Here is a 19,493-nt window from a genome sequence, read left to right as displayed (position 1 = left end):
ACGTCGTGAACCTCGGTGACGCCATCGGCACACAAACCAGCCAGCACCAGGCCTGCTCCTGCCCTGATATCCGAGGACCACACCGGAGCGCTGGACAGCTGAGGCACACCGCGAACGACCGCATGATGTCCGTCCGTTCTCGCATCGGCCCCCAGCCGAATCATCTCCTCGACAAAGCGGAAACGCGCCTCGAACACGTTTTCGGTGATCATCGACGTGCCGTTCGCTACAGCAGCCAATCCGATCGCCATGGGCTGCAGATCCGTCGGGAAACCAGGAAAGGGCAAGGTCGCGAAATTGACGGCTGTCGGACGCTCGTGTTGAACCACGCGAAATCCGTCGGCCTCCATGGTCACCTCGGACCCCGCGGAACGCAGCTTGTCCAGGACGAGGGAGAGGTGCTTCGGGTTGACGCCACGAACACGGACATCGCCTCGCGTCATCGCCGCAGCGATACCCCACGTCGCCGCGACGATTCGATCACCGATTACCCGATGAGTCGTCGGCGTCAAGGACTCGACACCCTTGATGGTCAGCGTCGAAGTTCCAGCGCCCGAGACCTGCGCACCCATGTTGTTGAGCATGTTGCATACATCGATGATGTCCGGTTCGCGGGCAGCGTTGTCGATGACGGTCTCACCCTTTGCAAGTACCGCGGCCATCAAAATGTTCTCGGTGGCCCCGACCGATGGAAAGGCGAGGCGAATGTTTGCCCCTCGTAACTCCTCGGCCTCTGCCACCACACATCCGTGCTGGATTTCGCTGTGTGCGCCGAGCAAACGGAGCCCGGATTGATGCATGTCGAGAGGGCGCGACCCGATTGCATCGCCACCGGGAAGAGCAACCACCGCACGCTTGCACCTGGCCACAAGCGGCCCCAGTACGCAGACCGATGCCCTGAACTGTTTGACTGCCGGAAAATCAGCGTGATATTTCGGCTCTGCCGGCGTGGTGATGTGCACGACCGAACCCTCGAGTACCACTTCGCAGCCCAAGCCTCGCAAGACCTCGGCCATCAGGGGAACATCGAGTATGTCGGGACAATTGGTGATGGTGCTCGTACCCTCGGCCAACAAGGTCGCCGCCATCAACTTGAGCACGCTGTTCTTCGCACCGCCGACAGACACCTCGCCGACGAGTCGGTTTCCTCCGGATACCAAAAAGCGTTCGCTCACGGTTCAACAGCGTAGCCGGGTCCGTCTCCCCTACTGGAGCGGTACCGTTGCTCCATGGCTGTGCACTTGACCCGTATCTACACTCGCACCGGTGACGACGGGACTACCGGACTGAGCGACTTTTCCCGTGTCACCAAGAACGACCCCCGTCTCATTGCCTACGCCGACTGCGACGAAACCAACGCAAGTCTCGGAGTTGTGCTGGCGCTTGGGAATCCGCCGGAGAAGATCTTGAAGGTCATTCGGACGATTCAGAGTGATCTGTTCGACGCAGGCGCAGATCTATCCACACCCGTCGTCGCAGAACCAAAGTACCCACCGCTGCGAATCGATCAGTCGTACGTCGACAGATTGGAACGCTGGTGCGACGAATTCAACGAAGAACTCGATCCGTTGACGTCGTTCATACTCCCGGGTGGAACACCACTCGGAGCGCTACTCCACACGGCTCGGACGACCGCTCGACGCGCCGAAAGAGCTGCGTGGGCCGCCGTCGCTGCGAGTCCCGAGGACACCAGCACGTTGCCGTCCAAATACTTGAACAGGCTGTCGGATCTACTGTTCATCCTCAGTAGGTATGCCAATCCTGGAGGCGATGTTCAGTGGATTCCGGGAGCGTCGCGCTCTACCGGCGAGTGAGCACGCTCGAGTACCGCACGCAATCAACCGGCCGGCCGACCGCGCTGCGATCTTCCGGGCGGCCGTGACTCCAGCCACGACAGGAAGGCGGTCCGTGCGCCTCGGTCGAGGGCGATCTCGAAATGGCGGCCGGCGTCGGTCAGCTCGAGCACAGCAATTTCGTCGCTCATGATGTCGAATTCGTTCTCGCGGGGCTTACGCCGCTCGCCTACCTCGATGCCCTGACGGGTCAACTTGTGGTCCGGCCCCGGACGCAAGCTCGAGAGTTTGAAAAACACGACGGTGTTGTCGTCGTATCGAATGATGCCGTGGCGCCAACCGCTTCCGCCCGACGACGGAGTCACGCGCATGATCGCGGCCGTGCCACCTCCGCGCACAATGCTCAGGCGATACAGAAAAGCCGCGACGATTGCTGCGAGCAGCACAACCAGAATGACCAGAACAATCACTCCGATGCGCATTTCGCAGCCTCCGTCGCGGCTTCTCGTTGATCTAGGCGCGCTCAGCGGCGCGAATTCGGCCCTTCGCGATTGCGAGGGCTTCCTTGTCGTCGCCGCCTGCGTCGAGCACCGAGCGAGCTGCATCGACGTCGATGTCCTGAGCGAAGTCCGCAGACTCCGCTAGAACGGTGACGGTCTTTCCCGTAACCGACAAGAATCCGCCGTGCACAGCAGCGACGATCTTCTCTCCGTCGGTCGTGGTGATGGACACGGTCCCGGCTTCGACCAGCTGGCCCAACACGGGCTCGTGCCCCACCATGATGCCGATCTCGCCCTCCGTGGTCTGAGCACTCACCAGGGTCGCGTTACCGGACCACAGTTTCTGCTCGACCGCGACGAGTGAAACCTCCATGCCGTTCGTCTCCGAAGAAGTCACGTCGGGCTACTTTCCGGCCATCTTCTTGGCTGCTGCCTCGACGTCGTCGAGACCACCACAGCTGTTGAAGGCCTGCTCGGGAAGGTGGTCGTACTCGCCCTTGGTGACCTTGTCGAACGCCTCGATCGTGTCGGTCAACGACACGACCGAACCGGCCTCACCGGTGAACTTCTCGGCAACGATGAAGTTCTGGCCGAGGAACTTCTGGATACGGCGTGCACGGCCGACCAGAACCTTGTCCTCTTCCTGAAGCTCGTCCATACCGAGGATCGCGATGATGTCCTGCAGTTCCTTGTACTTCTGCAGGATCCGCTTGACCTCGTTGGCGACGCGGAAGTGCTCTGCGCCGACGATGCTGGGCTCGAGGATTCGCGACGTCGAGCTCAGCGGGTCCACAGCGGGGTAGATACCCATCTGCGAAATCGGACGCGAAAGCTCGGTCGTCGCATCGAGGTGCGCGAACGTGGTGGCGGGTGCCGGGTCGGTGTAGTCGTCGGCGGGAACGTAGATCGCCTGCAGTGAGGTGATCGAGCGTCCACGGGTCGAGGTGATGCGCTCCTGAAGCTCACCCATCTCGTCCGCCAGCGTCGGCTGGTAACCCACGGCGGAAGGCATGCGGCCCAGGAGGGTCGACACCTCCGAACCTGCCTGTGTGAAACGGAAGATGTTGTCGATGAACAGAAGAACGTCCTGTCCCTGAACATCGCGGAAGTACTCCGCCATGGTCAGCGCCGACAGAGCGACGCGCATACGCGTGCCCGGCGGCTCGTCCATCTGGCCGAAGACGAGGGCGGTGTCCTGAAGGACGCCCATCTCTTCCATTTCGAGGTAGAGGTCGGTTCCCTCACGGGTGCGCTCACCGACGCCTGCGAATACAGATGTACCCGAGAATTCGCGAGCGATACGGGTAATCATCTCCTGGATGAGAACCGTCTTGCCCACGCCGGCACCGCCGAACAGACCGATCTTGCCGCCCTTGACGTACGGGGTGAGAAGGTCGATGACCTTGATACCGGTCTCGAGGATCTCGGTCTTGCCTTCGAGCTGATCGAAGGCTGGTGGCTTGCGGTGGATGCCCCACTGCTCGCCGTCACGGCCGAGACCGGGTGTGTCGAGGCAGTCACCGAGGGCGTTGAAGACGTGGCCCTTGACGACGTCGCCCACCGGAACCGAGATCGGCTTGCCCGTGTCGGTCACCGGGGTTCCACGAACCAGGCCATCGGTCGGCTGCATCGAGATGGTGCGGACCAGGTTGTCACCGAGGTGCTGAGCAACCTCGAGTGTCAGAGTCTTGGCCACCGTCGGCAGGGTGATCTCTGCGTGGAGAGCATTGAACAGGGCGGGAATGGCGCCGCGCGGGAACTCGACGTCCACAACGGGGCCGATTACCCGAACGACACGGCCGGACTGTGTGTCCGCTCCGCTCGCGTTCTCTTGGGTTACTGCTGCGGTCATTGCTTAGTCACTTCCTGCGCTGTCAGCCAACGCGTTAGCGCCACCGACGATTTCGCTGATTTCCTGGGTGATCTGGGCTTGCCGAGCCTGGTTAGCCTGACGGCTGAGAGTCTCGACCAATTCGTTAGCGTTGTCCGTCGCCGCCTTCATGGCGGTGCGGCGCGCAGCCGACTCGGACGCAGCCGCATCGAGCAGCGAGGAGTAGATCCTCGTGCTGATGTACTTCGGCAGCAGAGCCGACAGAAGCGTTCCTGCCTCTGGTTCGAAGTCGTACTGGGCCTGGACATCGGACGCAGACGGAGAGTCGGTGAGTGCATCCGCACCCATTTCGATTTCTTCGTCCGTGTACGAGACCTCCAGCGGAGCCATTCGACGCACCTCGGGCTTTTGCGTCAGCATCGACACGAAACGTGTGTAGACGATGTGCAGTTCGTCGACACCTTCGATCGTGCCTTCGCCGTTCGGCGCATCGACTTCGTTGCCGGAACCTGCCATGAAGAGCTCGACCAAATGCTTACTGGCCTTGGCTGCGTCGGAGTAACCGGGCTCCTGCGAGAAGCCCGTCCATGCTGCCTTCACATCGCGCTCACGGAAGGTGTAGTAACCGAGCCCTTTCGCACCGAGCACGTAGATGACTGGATCCTTGCCCTCTTTGCGAAGAAGCTGAAAAAGCTCTTCAGCCTCTTTGAGGACGTTGGAGTTGTAGCCACCGCACATTCCACGATCGCTGGTGACTACCAGAACCGCAGCACGCTTGGGCTCGGGGCGCTCGTTCAGTAGCGGGTGGTCCAGCGATCCGGACGCACTCGCCAAAGCCGAGAGCACATTGGTGATCTCCTCCGCGTACGGCTTCGACGCCGCAACGCGCGCCTGCGCCTTGATGATTCGCGATGTCGCGATCAATTCTTGCGCTTTGGTGATCTTCTTGGTCGAGTTGACCGACTTGATCCGGGAACGCAGCTCGAGAATGCTTGCCATCTAGCTGTTCACGCTCCCTTCTCTACTCGTGAGAACACTGATCATGTCGCTGACCTACTTGCTGACTGTCTTGCGAGTGACGTTGACCTGTTCCTGGTTAACCTCGTCGGCGTTCAGCGTGTCCGCTTCTGCCTCGTTGACTACCCGGTTGCCCTCGGAATCCAAGAAGCCTGACTTGAACTTCTCGGTTGCCTCGGTCAGCGCCTTCTGCGCGTCACCGTCGAGAGCCTTGCCGCCGGCAATGCTCTCGTAGACGCCGCCGGCGTTACGATGCAAGTCTTCGAGCAGTTCGGTCTCGAACCGGCGAACGTCAGCGACCGGCACGGAGTCGAATGCACCCTGACCAGCGAGCCAGATCGAGACGATCTGATCTTCGACGGCGACTGGGGAGTACTGATCCTGCTTGAGCAGCTCGACCAGACGAGCGCCACGCTCGAGCTGTGCCTTGGAGGCGGAGTCGAGGTCGGAGGCGAAAGCGGAGAAGGCTTCGAGCTCACGGAACTGAGCGAGCTCGAGACGCAGCGAACCGGAGACCTTTTTCATGCCCTTGGTCTGTGCAGCGCCACCGACACGGGAGACCGAGATGCCGACGTTGATGGCGGGACGTACACCCTTGTTGAAGAGGTCGGACTCGAGGAAGACCTGACCGTCGGTGATCGAAATGACGTTGGTCGGGATGTATGCCGAGACGTCGTTGGCCTTGGTTTCGATGATCGGCAGTGCCGTCAGCGAGCCGCCACCCAGTTCGTCGGACAGCTTCGCCGAGCGCTCCAGCAAACGGGAGTGCAAGTAGAAGACGTCACCGGGGTATGCCTCACGGCCCGGCGGGCGACGCAGCAGCAGCGAGATGGCACGGTATGCCTCGGCCTGCTTGGTCAGGTCGTCGAACACGATCAGAACGTGCTTACCCTGGTACATCCAGTGCTGGCCGATGGCCGAGCCGGTGTACGGAGCAAGCCACTTGAAACCGGCCGAGTCGGATGCGGGAGCCGCGACGATGGTCGTGTACTCGAGCGCTCCGCGCTCCTCGAGAGCAGCCTTGACGCCTGCAATCGTGGAACCCTTCTGACCGATGGCGACATAGATGCAGCGAACCTGCTTGTTCTCGTCGCCGCTCTCCCAGTTGGCCTTCTGGTTCAGGATCGCGTCGATGCAGACCGCGGTCTTGCCGGTCTTGCGGTCACCGATGATGAGCTGGCGCTGTCCACGGCCGATCGGGGTCATCGCGTCGATGGCCTTGATTCCGGTCTGGAGCGGCTCTTCGACGGGCTGACGCTCGAGCACCGAGGCTGCCTGCAGTTCGAGAGCGCGAGTCTCGCTGGACTCGATGTCTCCGAGGCCGTCGATGGGCTGTCCGAGAGGGTTGACAACGCGACCGAGGTAGCCGTCGCCGACGGGGACGGAAAGTACGTCACCGGTCCGCTTGACTTCCTGGCCCTCTTCGATGTGCTCGTAGTCACCGAGGATGACGGCACCGATTTCGGTGGCGTCGAGGTTGAGCGCAACACCGAGCACTCCACCGGGGAATTCGAGCAGCTCGTTGGACATAGCCGACGGCAGTCCCGACACATGGGCAATTCCGTCGCTCGTGTCAGTAACCGTGCCGACCTCCTCGCGGGAGGACTCCGGTGAGTAGCTCGCGGTGAAGTTCTCGATCGCGCTACGGATCTCGTCGGAGGAGATCGTCAGCTCCGCCATATTTTTTCCTGCTCTTCCTTAAATGATCGCGGTGTCCAAGGCTTCGAATTTTCGAAGCGCTTCTTATCGGACTGTGGTGTCCGTACTCGGACTACTTGAGTGTCTTTCGCAATGCAGCGAGACGGCCTGCCCCACTACCGTCGATGACCTCGTCGCCTATCCGGACCACGAGTCCGCTCAGCAGTTCGGTATCGACCTCGACGTGAACGGTGACCGGCTTGCCGTACGTACGGGTCAGCGTCGCGGTCAGCTTTTCGAGCTGACTGTCACTGAGTGGAGCCGCACTGGAGACGTGCGCAACGATCTGATTGCGCACCTGCGCGGCAAGTCCTGCCAAATGGTCGAATGCGTCGGCAGGCGCCGCCTTGCGGAGTCGACCGACGGACTGGAGTGCCAACGCCTCGGTAACTGCTGTCACCTTGCCGTAGAGCAGGCGTCCGAGAAGTTCGCGTTTCGCGTGCACAGGCTTGCCGAGATCCGACAGGTTCTGTTCGAGCACCGGGTTCGCCGCCACGATCCGACCCAGCCGGAACAGTTCGTCCTCGACCGTGTCGAGCTGATCCTGATCTGCTGCGGCGCGAAGCAGAGCTTCACGTCCCAGTTCGACCAGAGAATTCAGCAGATCCGATGGCTTGGACCAATTGTCCGAAACAGCACTCACGACAATCTTCGTGGTGGTCTCGGACACCTTGCCTGCGAACAGTTGCTCAGCGAGCGCGCTGCGGCGTTCGGCCGAAACCGACGCATCCGCAAGCGCGGTACGCAACGTGCGCTGCCCGTCGAGCGTCTCCACGACTGCGAAGAGCTCGGCACCCGTCTGCGCGGCAGCAGCAGTTGCAACTCCTGCCGACGCAGAACCCAGTGCATCGTTCGCAACCGAACGCGTGCGGGCAAGAGCCTCACGAGAAGTTGCGTACATGGTTATCTCACTTTCCGGCTGCAGAGTCAGCGGTGACGGAGTCGAGCTCGCTCAGGAAACGGTCGATCGAGCCTGCTCGCTTCGCCTCGTCGGACAACTGCTCGCCGATGACCTTCTCAGCGAGCTCTACTGCTGTGCGTCCGAGATCGCTTCGAAGTTCCGTGACGATCTGCTGACGCTGAGCAACGAGCTGATTGTGGCCTGCGGCCACGATCCGGTCGCTCTCTTCCTGCGCCTTCGTCTTCATTTCAGCAAGGATCGCCTGGCCCTGGGTGCGCGCTTCCTCACGGATTTGCGCGGCCTCGGAACGTGCCTCGGCGAGCTGTGCGTTGTAATGCTCGAGTGCTGCCTTGGCCTCGGCCTGAGCTTCTTCGGCCTTCTTGATGCCGCCTTCGATCAGATCTCCGCGCTCGGTCAATACCTTCTGGAAACTCGGAAGAATGTACTTCCAGAAGATGAAGCCGATGATGGCGATACAGATCGCAGACCAAACAATGTCGTATGTCGCGGGGAGCAGAGGATTGATGTCCTCTTCGGCCTCCGCGGCCAAAATTGCGATGTTGGTTGCCATGTGGGGATTAACCGAACAGGAAGCCGGCGACGATACCGATCAGCGCGAGCGCTTCGGTGAACGCGATGCCGAGGAACATGTTGGTACGGATGGTGCCCTGCAGTTCGGGCTGGCGAGCGATGCCCTCGATAGCCTTACCGACCACGATGCCGATACCGATACCAGGTCCGATGGCGGCGAGACCGTAACCGATTGCACCGTATCCAGCGCCGGTCACCGTGCTGGTCGTTTCCTGTGCCAGGTACGCGAGGCTCATTAGAATTCCGTTCCCTTTCTGTTGCCCACTCGCCGGACGGCGCGTGGGTCAGGTCTAGCTAGTGGTGGATCAGTGTGAATCTGCGTGCAGCGCAAGGTCGATGTACACGGCTGTCAGCAGCGCAAAAATGTACGCCTGCAAGCCGATGACCAAGAGTTCGAAGAGAGTGAAGCCGAAACCTGCGGTCAGCGAGAAAATACCGAAGATCTTCATTCCCGCCGCGGCCTGGAAGAAAAAGAACTGAGTCGCGCTGAAGAACAGCACAAGCATGAGGTGGCCGGCAAGCATATTGGCCATGAGACGAACAGTCAGCGTGAACGGCCGCAGGATGAAGGTGGAGATGAACTCGACCGGCACCAGCACGAAGTGCAGCGCGAGGGGCACATCCGGAACCACGATGCTGCTCTTGACGTACTTGAACAACCCATACTTCTTGATACCGACGTAGTTGAACGCCACGTACGCGATCAAGGCCAGAACCAGTGGCATACCGATTCGAGCGTTGGGCGAGATGTTCAGAAACGGAATCACCGACGAGAGGTTCATGAACAGAACCGCAAAGAAGATGGTCATGATGATGGGCGCAAACCGTTTGCCCTGCTCTTTGCCGAGAATCTCGTCGCAGATCTGCTCTTTGACGAAACTGAGTCCGTACTCGACGACGTTCTGCAGCCCACGAGGAACGATTTTGGGGCTTCTCATGGCGACCGCGAACAACACGACGAGCACGAGGCTCATCAGGATGCGGATAAGCATCAGCCGGTCGAGTTCGAAGGGGGTCCCCTCGAACAACACGGCGGGAGGAAAGAAGTCGGATATAGACGGCGGATGGAACTCCGCAGCCAGGTTGGTGACGCTCAGCGGTCTCTCCCGTGTTCGGGCCGCAGACTGCTAAGACTGCGGTTCGATCGGACATTGACGATCTATCAAGTCGACGATATCGGCTCGAGGTCGTCAGCAGCTGAGGCCTTGTCTTCACCGGCCAGCGTCTGTCGGGTGTCGGCGACTCACGTCGACTCGGCAGCTTGTCGAGCGCGTCTTGAAACTACACACGCGCTTTCGGCTACCTGTAAAGATTGTCGTGCTCGCGAAATGTCCTGTTCGCGGCAGTTCAACCCTCACTTGGTCGGAACTTTATCAACCCAACTACGACGTTGTGTAGGTGGGGCCTCTTCTCGACCGATTACGACACAGTGTCGTACTACGTTCAGTCGGACTCGTGCTTGTCGGGTTGTTCGTCCACGTACGGCGCTTTGGTACGGACGACACCATAGACTTCGGCCCCCAAAACGAGCACCAACGCCGCTACCACGACAAGTGCCAGCGACTTCTCACTGTAGAAGTCCATGTCCTTGAGCAGCCCGAGGACGACGATCGCCAGTAACATCTTGACCAGCCAGCCGCCCAGGAGAACCGCACCGACCATCGTCGGCGGAAACTTGGAGGTCAATGCAATGGACAGGGCCGTGGTCAGAATGAACCCGCCTCCGAGGGCAGCGCCGATGAGCGCACCCCACAATCCTGGCAACCCCGCGAAAAGGGTGGCGATGATCGCGCCGAGAACAGTCAGCACAACCAAACCTATGACGCCGTAGCGAACGGCAGAACGCATCGCGTCGGATTGATCGGGCACGGGCGCAGGAGAGAAGCTCACAGACGCACAGACTACCCAGCACAACCGTTCGTCAGGACCGACGGCCTCTTCGGTTGCTGTTCCTTACGCGTCTTCGCTCGCGTGCCATGTCGAGTCGGACGGTCGGTACGGCGGTCACCACCAGTGCGAATACCAGACCCGCTGCCACGAGCAGCACAACGATTCTCCGATCGATCAGCGCCGATCCGACGGCGCCGAAGGCCAGGACCCCGACCCACAGATAGATCACCAGCACGACGCGGCGATGGGAGTGACCGATCTGCAGCAAACGGTGATGCAGGTGCATCTTGTCCGGGCTGAAGGGGCTGCGTCCGGCGCGTGTTCGTCGTACGACGGCAAGAAGCATGTCCAGCATCGGGATGAACATGACGGCACCGACGAGGAGGAGTGGAGTAAGAAGTCCGACCAGATCCCGGGGCCCATAGGCGGTCAGCGGGATACGGCCGGAGGCGCTGGTCGATACTGTGGCCAGCATCAGCCCGATCAGCATCGAACCCGAATCACCCATGAAGATCCGCGCCGGCTGAAAGTTGTGCGGCAGGAAACCGAGGCAGGCACCGGCCAATGCGGCAGCTATCACCGCCGGCGGGTAGACGCCGACGTCTCCCCCTTGCTCGTTGAGCAGCCCGACGGAGAAGATACAAATTGCCACCGAGGCGATCAGCCCCAAGCCTGCAGCGAGGCCGTCGAGGCCGTCGACGAAGTTCATCGCGTTGACCATCACCACGGTGACGAGAACCGTGACCAGACCGGCTTGCAGTTGATCGAGCACGACGGTGAAACCGCCGTCCGACCAGGGCACATAGATGATGTACCAGCTCACGCCCATCACGACGAGCACACCGGCCGCGGTGACCTGGCCGACGAATTTGGTGAGTGCGTCCAGGCCCCAGCGATCGTCGATGACTCCGACACCGACGATCACGAATCCGGCGACGAGCGCAGCGGGGATGTCCTGGGTGTACCCGAAACCGCGTGCAAGCGCCGGGAGTTGGGATGCGAACAGCAATGCGACCAGCATTCCGAGATACATGCCGGTCCCACCGAGTCTCGGTGTCGGAACGACATGGACGTCACGCTCACGTGGTGCGGCAACCGCGCCGAACTTGTTCGCCAGCACCCGGACGCCGCCGGTCGCAAGAAAAGTCACGACCGCAGCTGTCAGACACACCAACAGCAATTCTCGGATGGGGACGCCGGCGCCCTGGTTCGCCAGGGCCAGCACGTCGTAGGGTGCACCCACGGCGACGACACTCATGCGCGAGAATAGGCCGGCTTGCGTGAGACGAGGTCGCCGACCTCTGCCTTCACAGCGGCAATCTCTCGATCACCGACGACCGTCCCCTGTTCTGCGCGAACTGCACGTGCGACGAGCTTTCCGACGACGGCCATCTCGGAGGTGTCGAAACCCTGTGTCGTGACCGCGGCCGATCCGACCCGGATGCCGGATGCAACCGCAGGCGGGGCTGGGTCGAAGGGGATCGTGTTCTTGTTGAGCGTTATACCCGCTGCCTCACACCGCGATTCCGCGCTACGGCCGTCGATCCCGAAGCCTTGCAGATCCAGGAGCGCGAGGTGGGTATCCGTTCCGCCGGACACCGTGCGCATGCCGGACTCGACGAGCGAGGTCGACAAGGCTTGGGCGTTGGCGACGACGTTCAGCGCATATTTGCGGTAACTCGGCGTCGCAGCCTCGGCGAATGCCACAGCCTTCGCCGCGACGGTGTGCATGAGCGGCCCGCCCTGGCTGAACGGGAAGACTGCCTTGTCGATGGCACGAGCGTGCTCGGCACGGCACATCAGCATGCCGCCGCGAGGACCCCGCAGAACTTTGTGGGTAGTGGCGGACACGACGTCGGCGTACGGGACCGGGGACGGGATGGCCTGGCCCGCAACGAGGCCGATGAAGTGAGCTGCGTCGACCCATAGGACGGCGCCGACTTCGTCTGCGATCGAACGAAAGGTAGCGAAGTCGATGAGGCGTGAGTACGCCGTAGCTCCGGCAACGATGATCTTGGGACGATGCACCAACGCCAGGTCTCGTACTTCGTCGTAATCGATCAGCTCGGTGTCTTTCCGAACGTGATAGGGAACGGGGCTGAACCACTTGCCCGAGAAGCTGACTTTCGAACCGTGAGTGAGGTGTCCGCCATGAGGCAAGCTCATGGCCAGGACCGCGTCGCCCGGTTTCGCGAACGCAGCGTACACAGCAAGATTCGCGCTGGCGCCCGAGTGCGGTTGAACATTGACATGGTCGGCACCGAACAGTGCCTTGGCCCGATCGACCGCGAGGTTTTCGGCGCGATCGACCATCTCGCAACCACCGTAATACCGGTGTCCGGGATACCCCTCGGCGTACTTGTTGGTGAGGATGCTTCCCTGCGCAGCCATCACTGCCGGGCTTGTCAGATTTTCGCTGGCGATGAGCTGCAGTCCACCACGGACCCGTTCCAGCTCACCGAGCAGGACATCGGCGATCTCCGGATCCTCGGCGTGCAATTCGGCGAAGTCCGGGCCGTAGAAGGGCGTTTCACTCATGCGCCGGCACTCCCTCGCAGCAGACTCTCGACGGGCACGCCGAGAACCTCCGCGACAGCCGATGCGGCGACAGCGCCCTCTCGGAGGATTCGCGGTGTCTCGGAGGTCAAATCGACGATGGTGGAGGCAACAGCGTGCTCGGCCGGACCACCATCGAGGTAGACCGCAGCGGAGCCACCGAGCTGATCACGTGCCTCACCGACGGTGGTGGCTGGGGGTTGGCCGGAGATGTTCGCACTCGAAACTGCCAGCGGTCCCACTTCGCGCAGCAATTCGAGGGCGACAGGGTGCAGTGGCATCCGAAGCATGACTGTTCCCTGCGCATCTCCCAGATCCCACGCCAATGAAGGAGCTTGCTGGACGACGAGACTGAGCGCCCCGGGCCAAAAGGCCTTGATCAGATCGCGCGTTCTTGGGCGTACACCGGTCACGAGTCCGTCGATGGTGCTCCAGGATCCGACGAGAACCGGAACGGGCATATCGCGTCCTCGGCCCTTGGCGCGCAACAGATCGGTGACAGCACTGCTGTCGAATGCATCGGCGCCGAGTCCGTACAGGGTGTCGGTGGGCATCACGACCAGACGACCTGATTTGAGGGCGCCTCTGGCTGCGGTCAATCCTGCCGCGCGGGAGTCGGCTTGCTGGCAGTCGTAGACAGTGCTCACTCCTCTATCCTGTCACTGCGTTCCGCCCACACATTCCCGAGCCTCACCCTGCGCGTCTCACACGTGAAGTTCAGGACTCCGGAGTGACAGCTCGAGATGCGACGACGAACCGTGGACGGCCGGTCAGGTCGGGGTGCGGAGAAACGTCGGTGAATACCCGCCTACGCTCGAACAATTCTGCGACGCGTTCGCCGTGCGAGTCGTCGTGCTCGACACCGACTCCCCCGCCGACCCGAAGCCATCGAGCAATGTTGTCGATCATCGGTCCGATCACCGACAGTCCGTCGACGCCACCGAACAGCGCGATGTGGGGGTCGTGATCGGCTACTTCCGGTTCGAGAACGGCATCCTCAGGGATGTACGGAGGGTTGGCGACAATGACATCTACCCGACCGTCGAGCTCGGCCAGTAGTGACCGATCGGTGACATCGCCGTGGTGAAGGATGATGGGGGTGTCCCCAAGCCCTGCGCGCAAGTCGGCATTGCGTCTCGCCCAGGCAAGTGCCGAAGGGTCGAGTTCGACGGCGTGGACCTGAGCGTCAGGTCTGGCGTTCGCCACGGCGAGGGCCAGTGCGCCCGACCCGGTGCACAGGTCTAGGACTACGGGAGGGCGATGATCGACCCCTTCGAGGAAGGCGAGCGCCCACCCGAGCAGCAACTCGGTTTCCGGACGCGGAACGAACACACCAGGACCGACCTCGACGTCGATATTTCCCAGAGCTGTTGTGCCGGTTATGTATTGAAGAGGAATACGCTTCGCCCGTTGAGCGATCGTCTTCTGATATGCCTCGATGACCTCTGGCTCCACGAGCGGCACGAGCCCGAGCCGACCACGCTCGACACCGATGAGGTGCGATGCGAGCAACTCGGCATCGACGCGGGGACTTGGAACCCCAGCAGCCTCGAGCGTCGACGTCGCTTCGAGAATTGCCAGGCGGAGTGGTTTACGAGTCACCGGTACAGCGTGCCATGACGCCGCGAGGTGAAGGAAAACGCACACTCAGAGAACACGAGGACGAGGAAAACAGCCGAAATTACTCGGCCTGCATCCGTGCTTCACGGTCGGCCTTGCCGAGCGCATCGAGCAATGCGTCGAGTTCGCCGTCGAGCACGGCATCCAAGTTGTGCGCCTTGAACCCGATGCGGTGATCGGTGATCCGGTTCTCTGGAAAGTTGTACGTGCGAATCCGCTCCGAACGGTCGACGGTACGAACCTGGCTCGCCCGGCCGGCCGCTGCCTCTTCGTCGGCAGCCTCCTCTGCAGCGGCTTGCATTCGCGCTGCGAGAACCTGCATGGCGCGGGCCTTGTTCTGCAACTGCGAACGCTCGTTCTGGCACGTCACCACGATTCCTGTGGGAAGGTGCGTGATTCGCACAGCGGAGTCGGTGGTGTTGACACCCTGACCGCCCTTGCCCGAGGACCGATAGACATCGATGCGGAGATCGGTCTCGTCGATCTGGACTGCCTCGACCTCGTCGGGCTCCGGATAGACCAGAATTCCCGCCGCGGAGGTGTGCACTCGACCCTGAGATTCAGTGACGGGCACACGCTGCACGCGATGCACCCCGCCTTCGAACTTCAGTCGCGCCCACACGCCGTCGAGCGAACCGGACTTGGCCTTGATCGACAAGGTGGCATCCTTGTATCCGCCCAGATCCGAGACGTTCGCGTCCAGTATCTCTACGCGCCATCCCCGACGTTCAGCGTACCGGAGATACATGCGCGCAAGATCGGCGGCGAAAAGTGCCGATTCCTCGCCGCCCTCCCCTGACTTGACCTCCATCACGATGTCCTCGCCATCGTGTGGATCACGCGGGGCCAGAAGGTCTGCGAGTGTGTGTTCCAAGCGAACTACCGTCGCTTCGAGGTCCGGAATCTCCGCGGCGAACGATGCGTCGTCGGCCGCAAGTTCGCGGGCGGCTTCGAGATCGTCCTGAGCGGTCGTGAGCTTGCCGTGCACCGACATGATGGGTGCAAGTTCGGCGAAACGTTTGCCTGCTCGACGCGCCGCCGAGGGATCGTTGTGCAGCGCGGGATCGGCAAGCTGCTGCTCGAGGCCCGAATGCTCGGCGAGAATATCGTCGATTGCCGAAGGCTTTGTCGTCCTCGCCATGATATTTCTCCGTCTTCGATAGATCCACAGTCGCTACACAACCCAGTCACCACATGAAAAAACCGACGCCCGCCCTGCATACTTCGCAGGACGGGCGTCGGCGGAACAGCTATGCGTCGGCGTCGGCTTCTGTCTTCTTGCCGGCGCGCTTTCCGTAACGAGCCTCGAAACGTGCAACGCGACCACCGGTGTCAAGAATCTTCTGCTTGCCCGTGTAGAACGGGTGGCACTGCGAGCAGACCTCGACGGTGATGCGCTCTTTGTCGGTGGTGCTACGGGTTTCGAAAGTATTGCCGCAACCGCACACAACAGTGGTGAGCGTGTAGTTGGGGTGGATTCCTGCCTTCATGGTGTCCCTTTCAATGGTCGCCGGGTCGCCCTCGCCGATCGAGGACGTGAACCGGAACCGGACTCAGCCGATCAGTATGCCAGACGAAATGTCTGACTCGAGCACCGGATCTTTCATCCGATGCTTCGATGCCGGCAGGTGCAACAACACTCGCACCTGTCGGCTTGTTCCCTGCTAGTTGTCGTCGATTCCGCCGGGCGCGGTCTTGGATACCTGCATCAGGAACTCGAGGTTGCTCTTACTCTTCTTCAGACGATCGACAAGCAGGTCGATTGCCTGATGCGAGTCCAGACCGGACAGCACACGCCGCAGCTTGTGCAGCACTGCCGCCTCGTCCGGATTGAGCAGCAACTCGTCCTTACGCGTGCCGGACGGGTTGACGTCGACCGCGGGGAACACACGACGCTCGGCGATCTTGCGATCGAGCTTCAGTTCCGCGTTGCCGGTGCCCTTGAACTCCTCGAAGATGACGGTGTCACCGGTGGAACCGGTTTCGACCATGGCCGTGGCGATGATCGTCAGAGATCCACCGTTCTCGATGTTTCGAGCCGCACCGAGAAAACGCTTGGGTGGATACAGCGCCGTCGAATCGACGCCACCGGAGAGGATTCGGCCCGAGGCAGGCGAACTGTTGTTGTACGCGCGGCCGAGTCGAGTGATCGAGTCGAGGAGGACTACTACGTCCTGGCCTGCTTCTACCAGTCGCTTCGCACGCTCGATCGCAAGTTCCGCCACCGCGGTGTGATCGCCCGGTGGGCGGTCGAAGGTCGAGGCGATGACCTCACCTTTCACCGAACGCTGCATATCGGTGACTTCCTCGGGACGCTCGTCCACCAGCACGACCATCAGGTAACACTCGGGATTGTTGACCGAGATCGCGTTGGCGATCGCCTGCAGAACGCTGGTCTTACCGGCCTTCGGCGGACTCACGATCAGCGCACGCTGACCCTTACCGATCGGCATCACCAAGTCGATGATTCGAGTGGTGAGAATGTTCGGCGTCGTTTCCAGGCGCAGACGCTGGTTGGGGTACAACGGGGTCAGCTTGCCGAACTCGGGGCGCTTGCGTGCCGCCTCGACGTCGCCACCGTTGACCGTATCCAGACGAACCAGCGGATTGAACTTCTGCCGCTGACCGGACTGCTCACCTTCGCGTGCAACCCGAACCGCGCCTGTCACGGCGTCACCACGACGGAGACCGTTCTTACGGACGAGGTTCATCGATACGTAGACGTCGTTGGGCCCGGCAAGGTACCCGGAGGTACGAACGAACGCGTAGTTGTCGAGAACGTCGAGGATGCCGGCTACGGGTTGCAGAACATCGTCTTCACGAATCTCGGGCTCACGCTCGCGGCTTTCGCCACCCTCGCCGCGATCGCGTCCACGACGACGTTCACGGAACCTACGGCCTCTACGCCCCCGGCCGTCGCCCTCGTCGTCCTGGTTGTTGTTGTCCCGACTGTCGCGAGGACCGTTGTTTCCACCGTTGTTGCCACTGCTGTTGCTATTACGGTCTTCGCCACGACCGTCGCTCTGGTTGCGACTTCGGTTGCGGTTGTTCTCGTTCCGGTTGTTCTCGTTGCGACTACCCTCGCCGCGGTTGTTGTCGGTGCGGGTGTTGCCGTCTTCGTCCGATGCGTCGGCGCGATTGCCACGGCTACGGTCGTTGCCGTCGCCACGCGATTCACTGCCTCGCTCACCGCGCGAGTCGTTGCCGCGCTCGGAACGGGTCCGTCGTGGTCGCTCGTTGGACGAGGACTCCGACTGATCCGAGCTGTTCGCAGTTGCGTTCACCGAGGACTGCTCGGTGTTGGCCTCTCGTGATTCAGCAGCGCCAGGCTGAGCAGCAGTGTTGGACTGAGTAGCAGCGTTGGACTGTGATGTGGCGTCAGCCGGCGTAGCGGAATCGTCGAGCGGCAACTGGTCGGGCGCACCCGCGCGGCGACCTGCAGCTCTACGGCCTCGGGTACGGCGTGGGGCGTCGGTCCCGTCTTCGGCAGGAGCCTGTTCGCCGGACTGCGCAGCAGTCCGGTCAGGTGCATTCTCTGCACGCGCAGGGCCATCGACCACGGGCGCCGAGCTCACACCGGCGGTGGCAGTACCGGGGCTCGACAGTGCCTTGTCTGCATCGGGCTCAGCAGCGCCGGACTTGGATGCGCCAGACCTGGAGCCGTCCGACTTTTGTGCACCGCTACCTGACTGCCGCGCGGAAATGGCAGCGATCAGGTCGCCTTTGCGCATGCCGGAGACACTCTTGATTCCGAGTTCGCCAGCAAGGCTGCGTAGCTCGGTGAGCACCATTCCGGACAGGCCAGCTCCGCGGCGCGTCTTGTCTGGGGCGGAGATCAGTTCCGTATCGGTCACGGAGGTCCTTTCCTTCCCTCGCTCGCAGTGTGCGCAGCAGAGGGTTCGTTCCGGAGCACGAGGGTCGTATCGAACCCGGATATTTCCGTTCATGATCGACGCGATTCGGACAGACGACCGACCCGAGACCGCATGCAAACTACGGGAGGGGCCGAGCCAGGTACATCACGAAACTCGGACGTTGATTCCCCCGAATACTGTGACTTGATTGCCCTGGTGATAACCGGCGTCTGAAGCGCACGATATACGGACTTTCCTCAGGATAGCCTCCGAGAGCGCAGTCGGCAACATCCGGTTACCAGCGAGTTTCAAGAAATGCAGACACCGTCTGCTACAGCGAGCTCGAGGACCCTTACACCTTCCCCCTCGGCCAACCCTCTGAGGTCCTCAGGGAAGGGCACGGTACACAGCGCAAGCACCGTCGGTCCAGCACCGGACAGCACCGCTGCGATATCCCTCGAGCGCAGCGCCGCTATCCACTTCGCAGATTCCGGTAGTGCGACCGACCGTTGCCCCTGATGCAGCAGATCTTCGGTAGCGGGCATCAGAAGATCCGGACGTTGGGTGAGCGCGACGACGGTCAGGGCTCCGCGGCTGACATTGAAGGCAGCGTCGCGGTGCGGAACCAGTTCGGGCAAGAGCCCGCGAGTGTGCGACGTCGAGGACCGTTCGGCGGGAACCAACGCGACGACGTGGATGTCCGGATGAACCGCCAGCCGGACGGCCGAATACTTTCGTTGAGTGATGCTCGCGCTCGCCGGCTCGCTCCACGACACCACCGCACCGCCGAGGATGCTGGCAGATGCATTGTCAGGATGGCCCTCGAACTCCGACGCCAGCTGCACGAGCTGATCGAGGCTCAAAGTCAGGGCAGGATCGAGCTTGGCAGCGAGCCCGTTGGCCGCGGCCAAACCGCCGACGACGGCCGACGCCGAAGATCCCAATCCTCGCGAGTGCGGGATCACGTTGGTGCACACCACATCCAGACCGTCTGCCCACACCCCGGCTGCTTCGAGTCCCCGCTCGATCGCTCGCACCACCAAATGGGTGGGACCCCAAGGCACGTCGTCCGCGCCTTCACCTTGAACACGAATGCTCAGCCCGGACGCCGTCGTCGTCACCGAGATCTCGTCGTAGAGTCCCAGCGCGATTCCCAGGGTGTCGAAGCCGGGCCCGAGGTTCGCGCTGGACGCGGGAACCCGGGCCGTCACCGTCAAACCCTGCGGAAGTGTTGTCGTCATG

Annotated in this window: 20 protein-coding genes (1 of these 20 running past the window's edge); 1 reads left to right on the top strand and 19 read right to left on the bottom strand. The window is 61.8% G+C overall.

Going from position 1 to position 19,493, the window contains the following annotated elements; all coding sequences use genetic code 11:
- A protein-coding gene (murA, locus tag E5720_RS15790) for a UDP-N-acetylglucosamine 1-carboxyvinyltransferase (protein ID WP_136171429.1) crosses the window boundary here: on the bottom strand, window positions 1-1,175 show its 5' portion. It extends 115 nt beyond the left edge of the window; the window shows 1,175 of its 1,290 coding nt (coding positions 1-1,175); it begins with the start codon at window positions 1,173-1,175; its stop codon lies off the left edge, out of view.
- 54 nt (window positions 1,176-1,229) lie between these two features.
- Here murA and E5720_RS15785 point away from each other — a divergent pair, with 54 nt between their 5' ends.
- Entirely contained in the window at window positions 1,230-1,814 is a 585-nt protein-coding gene (locus tag E5720_RS15785) for a cob(I)yrinic acid a,c-diamide adenosyltransferase (RefSeq protein WP_136171428.1), read from the top strand.
- Window positions 1,815-1,837: 23 nt separating this feature from the next.
- Here E5720_RS15785 and E5720_RS15780 read toward each other — a convergent pair whose 3' ends face one another.
- The 18 genes from E5720_RS15780 to thrB form a co-directional block, all read right to left on the bottom strand.
- A complete protein-coding gene (locus E5720_RS15780; RefSeq protein ID WP_136171427.1) occupies window positions 1,838-2,275 on the bottom strand; it encodes a DUF2550 domain-containing protein in 438 nt (145 codons plus the stop codon).
- A 31-nt stretch (window positions 2,276-2,306) separates the two neighbouring features.
- A complete protein-coding gene (locus E5720_RS15775; RefSeq protein WP_088945457.1) occupies window positions 2,307-2,666 on the bottom strand; it encodes a F0F1 ATP synthase subunit epsilon in 360 nt (119 codons plus the stop codon).
- A 30-nt stretch (window positions 2,667-2,696) separates the two neighbouring features.
- Window positions 2,697-4,145: a F0F1 ATP synthase subunit beta gene (gene atpD / locus E5720_RS15770; protein WP_136171426.1), complete on the bottom strand. Its 1,449-nt coding sequence runs from the start codon at window positions 4,143-4,145 to the stop codon at window positions 2,697-2,699.
- 3 nt (window positions 4,146-4,148) lie between these two features.
- Window positions 4,149-5,123 carry a F0F1 ATP synthase subunit gamma gene (locus E5720_RS15765; protein WP_084346426.1) on the bottom strand — a complete coding sequence of 325 codons (975 nt, stop codon included), beginning with the start codon at window positions 5,121-5,123 and terminating at the stop codon, window positions 4,149-4,151.
- Window positions 5,124-5,177: 54 nt separating this feature from the next.
- Entirely contained in the window at window positions 5,178-6,821 is a 1,644-nt protein-coding gene (gene atpA / locus E5720_RS15760) for a F0F1 ATP synthase subunit alpha (protein ID WP_136171425.1), read from the bottom strand.
- Between the two features lie 91 nt (window positions 6,822-6,912).
- Window positions 6,913-7,740: a F0F1 ATP synthase subunit delta gene (locus E5720_RS15755; protein WP_136171424.1), complete on the bottom strand. Its 828-nt coding sequence runs from the start codon at window positions 7,738-7,740 to the stop codon at window positions 6,913-6,915.
- Between the two features lie 7 nt (window positions 7,741-7,747).
- Window positions 7,748-8,311, bottom strand: coding sequence for a F0F1 ATP synthase subunit B (locus tag E5720_RS15750; RefSeq protein WP_084346429.1), 564 nt, complete (start codon window positions 8,309-8,311; stop codon window positions 7,748-7,750).
- A 7-nt stretch (window positions 8,312-8,318) separates the two neighbouring features.
- Entirely contained in the window at window positions 8,319-8,567 is a 249-nt protein-coding gene (locus E5720_RS15745) for an ATP synthase F0 subunit C (protein ID WP_084346430.1), read from the bottom strand.
- A gap of 69 nt (window positions 8,568-8,636) precedes the next feature.
- A complete protein-coding gene (atpB, locus tag E5720_RS15740) occupies window positions 8,637-9,362 on the bottom strand; it encodes a F0F1 ATP synthase subunit A (protein ID WP_084346431.1) in 726 nt (241 codons plus the stop codon).
- Between the two features lie 412 nt (window positions 9,363-9,774).
- Entirely contained in the window at window positions 9,775-10,179 is a 405-nt protein-coding gene (locus E5720_RS15730; protein ID WP_179142261.1) for a hypothetical protein, read from the bottom strand.
- A gap of 73 nt (window positions 10,180-10,252) precedes the next feature.
- On the bottom strand, window positions 10,253-11,479 hold the full coding sequence (locus tag E5720_RS15725; RefSeq protein WP_136171423.1) for an MraY family glycosyltransferase: 1,227 nt from the start codon (window positions 11,477-11,479) through the stop codon (window positions 10,253-10,255).
- Window positions 11,476-12,759 (bottom strand): serine hydroxymethyltransferase, encoded by a 1,284-nt coding sequence (glyA, locus tag E5720_RS15720; RefSeq protein ID WP_136171422.1) that lies wholly within the window; start codon window positions 12,757-12,759, stop codon window positions 11,476-11,478. The genes E5720_RS15725 and glyA overlap by 4 nt, the downstream gene beginning before the upstream one ends.
- Entirely contained in the window at window positions 12,756-13,424 is a 669-nt protein-coding gene (locus tag E5720_RS15715; RefSeq protein WP_136171421.1) for an L-threonylcarbamoyladenylate synthase, read from the bottom strand. Before E5720_RS15715 ends, glyA begins: the two co-directional genes overlap by 4 nt.
- 70 nt (window positions 13,425-13,494) lie before the next feature.
- A complete protein-coding gene (prmC, locus tag E5720_RS15710) occupies window positions 13,495-14,379 on the bottom strand; it encodes a peptide chain release factor N(5)-glutamine methyltransferase (RefSeq protein WP_136171420.1) in 885 nt (294 codons plus the stop codon).
- Between the two features lie 79 nt (window positions 14,380-14,458).
- Window positions 14,459-15,538: a peptide chain release factor 1 gene (prfA, locus tag E5720_RS15705; protein ID WP_136171419.1), complete on the bottom strand. Its 1,080-nt coding sequence runs from the start codon at window positions 15,536-15,538 to the stop codon at window positions 14,459-14,461.
- Window positions 15,539-15,647: 109 nt separating this feature from the next.
- Entirely contained in the window at window positions 15,648-15,887 is a 240-nt protein-coding gene (rpmE, locus tag E5720_RS15700) for a 50S ribosomal protein L31 (RefSeq protein ID WP_136171418.1), read from the bottom strand.
- 174 nt (window positions 15,888-16,061) lie between these two features.
- Window positions 16,062-18,251 carry a transcription termination factor Rho gene (gene rho, locus E5720_RS15695; protein ID WP_247595988.1) on the bottom strand — a complete coding sequence of 730 codons (2,190 nt, stop codon included), beginning with the start codon at window positions 18,249-18,251 and terminating at the stop codon, window positions 16,062-16,064.
- A 308-nt stretch (window positions 18,252-18,559) separates the two neighbouring features.
- Window positions 18,560-19,492 carry a homoserine kinase gene (gene thrB / locus E5720_RS15690; protein WP_136171416.1) on the bottom strand — a complete coding sequence of 311 codons (933 nt, stop codon included), beginning with the start codon at window positions 19,490-19,492 and terminating at the stop codon, window positions 18,560-18,562.
- Between the last annotated feature and the right edge of the window lies 1 nt (window position 19,493).

This window comes from Rhodococcus sp. PAMC28707, from assembly GCF_004795915.1.
Taxonomy (GTDB): domain Bacteria; phylum Actinomycetota; class Actinomycetes; order Mycobacteriales; family Mycobacteriaceae; genus Rhodococcoides.
The sequence above is the reverse complement of the archived record's forward strand: the minus strand, read 5'-3'. Positions and strand labels throughout refer to the sequence as shown.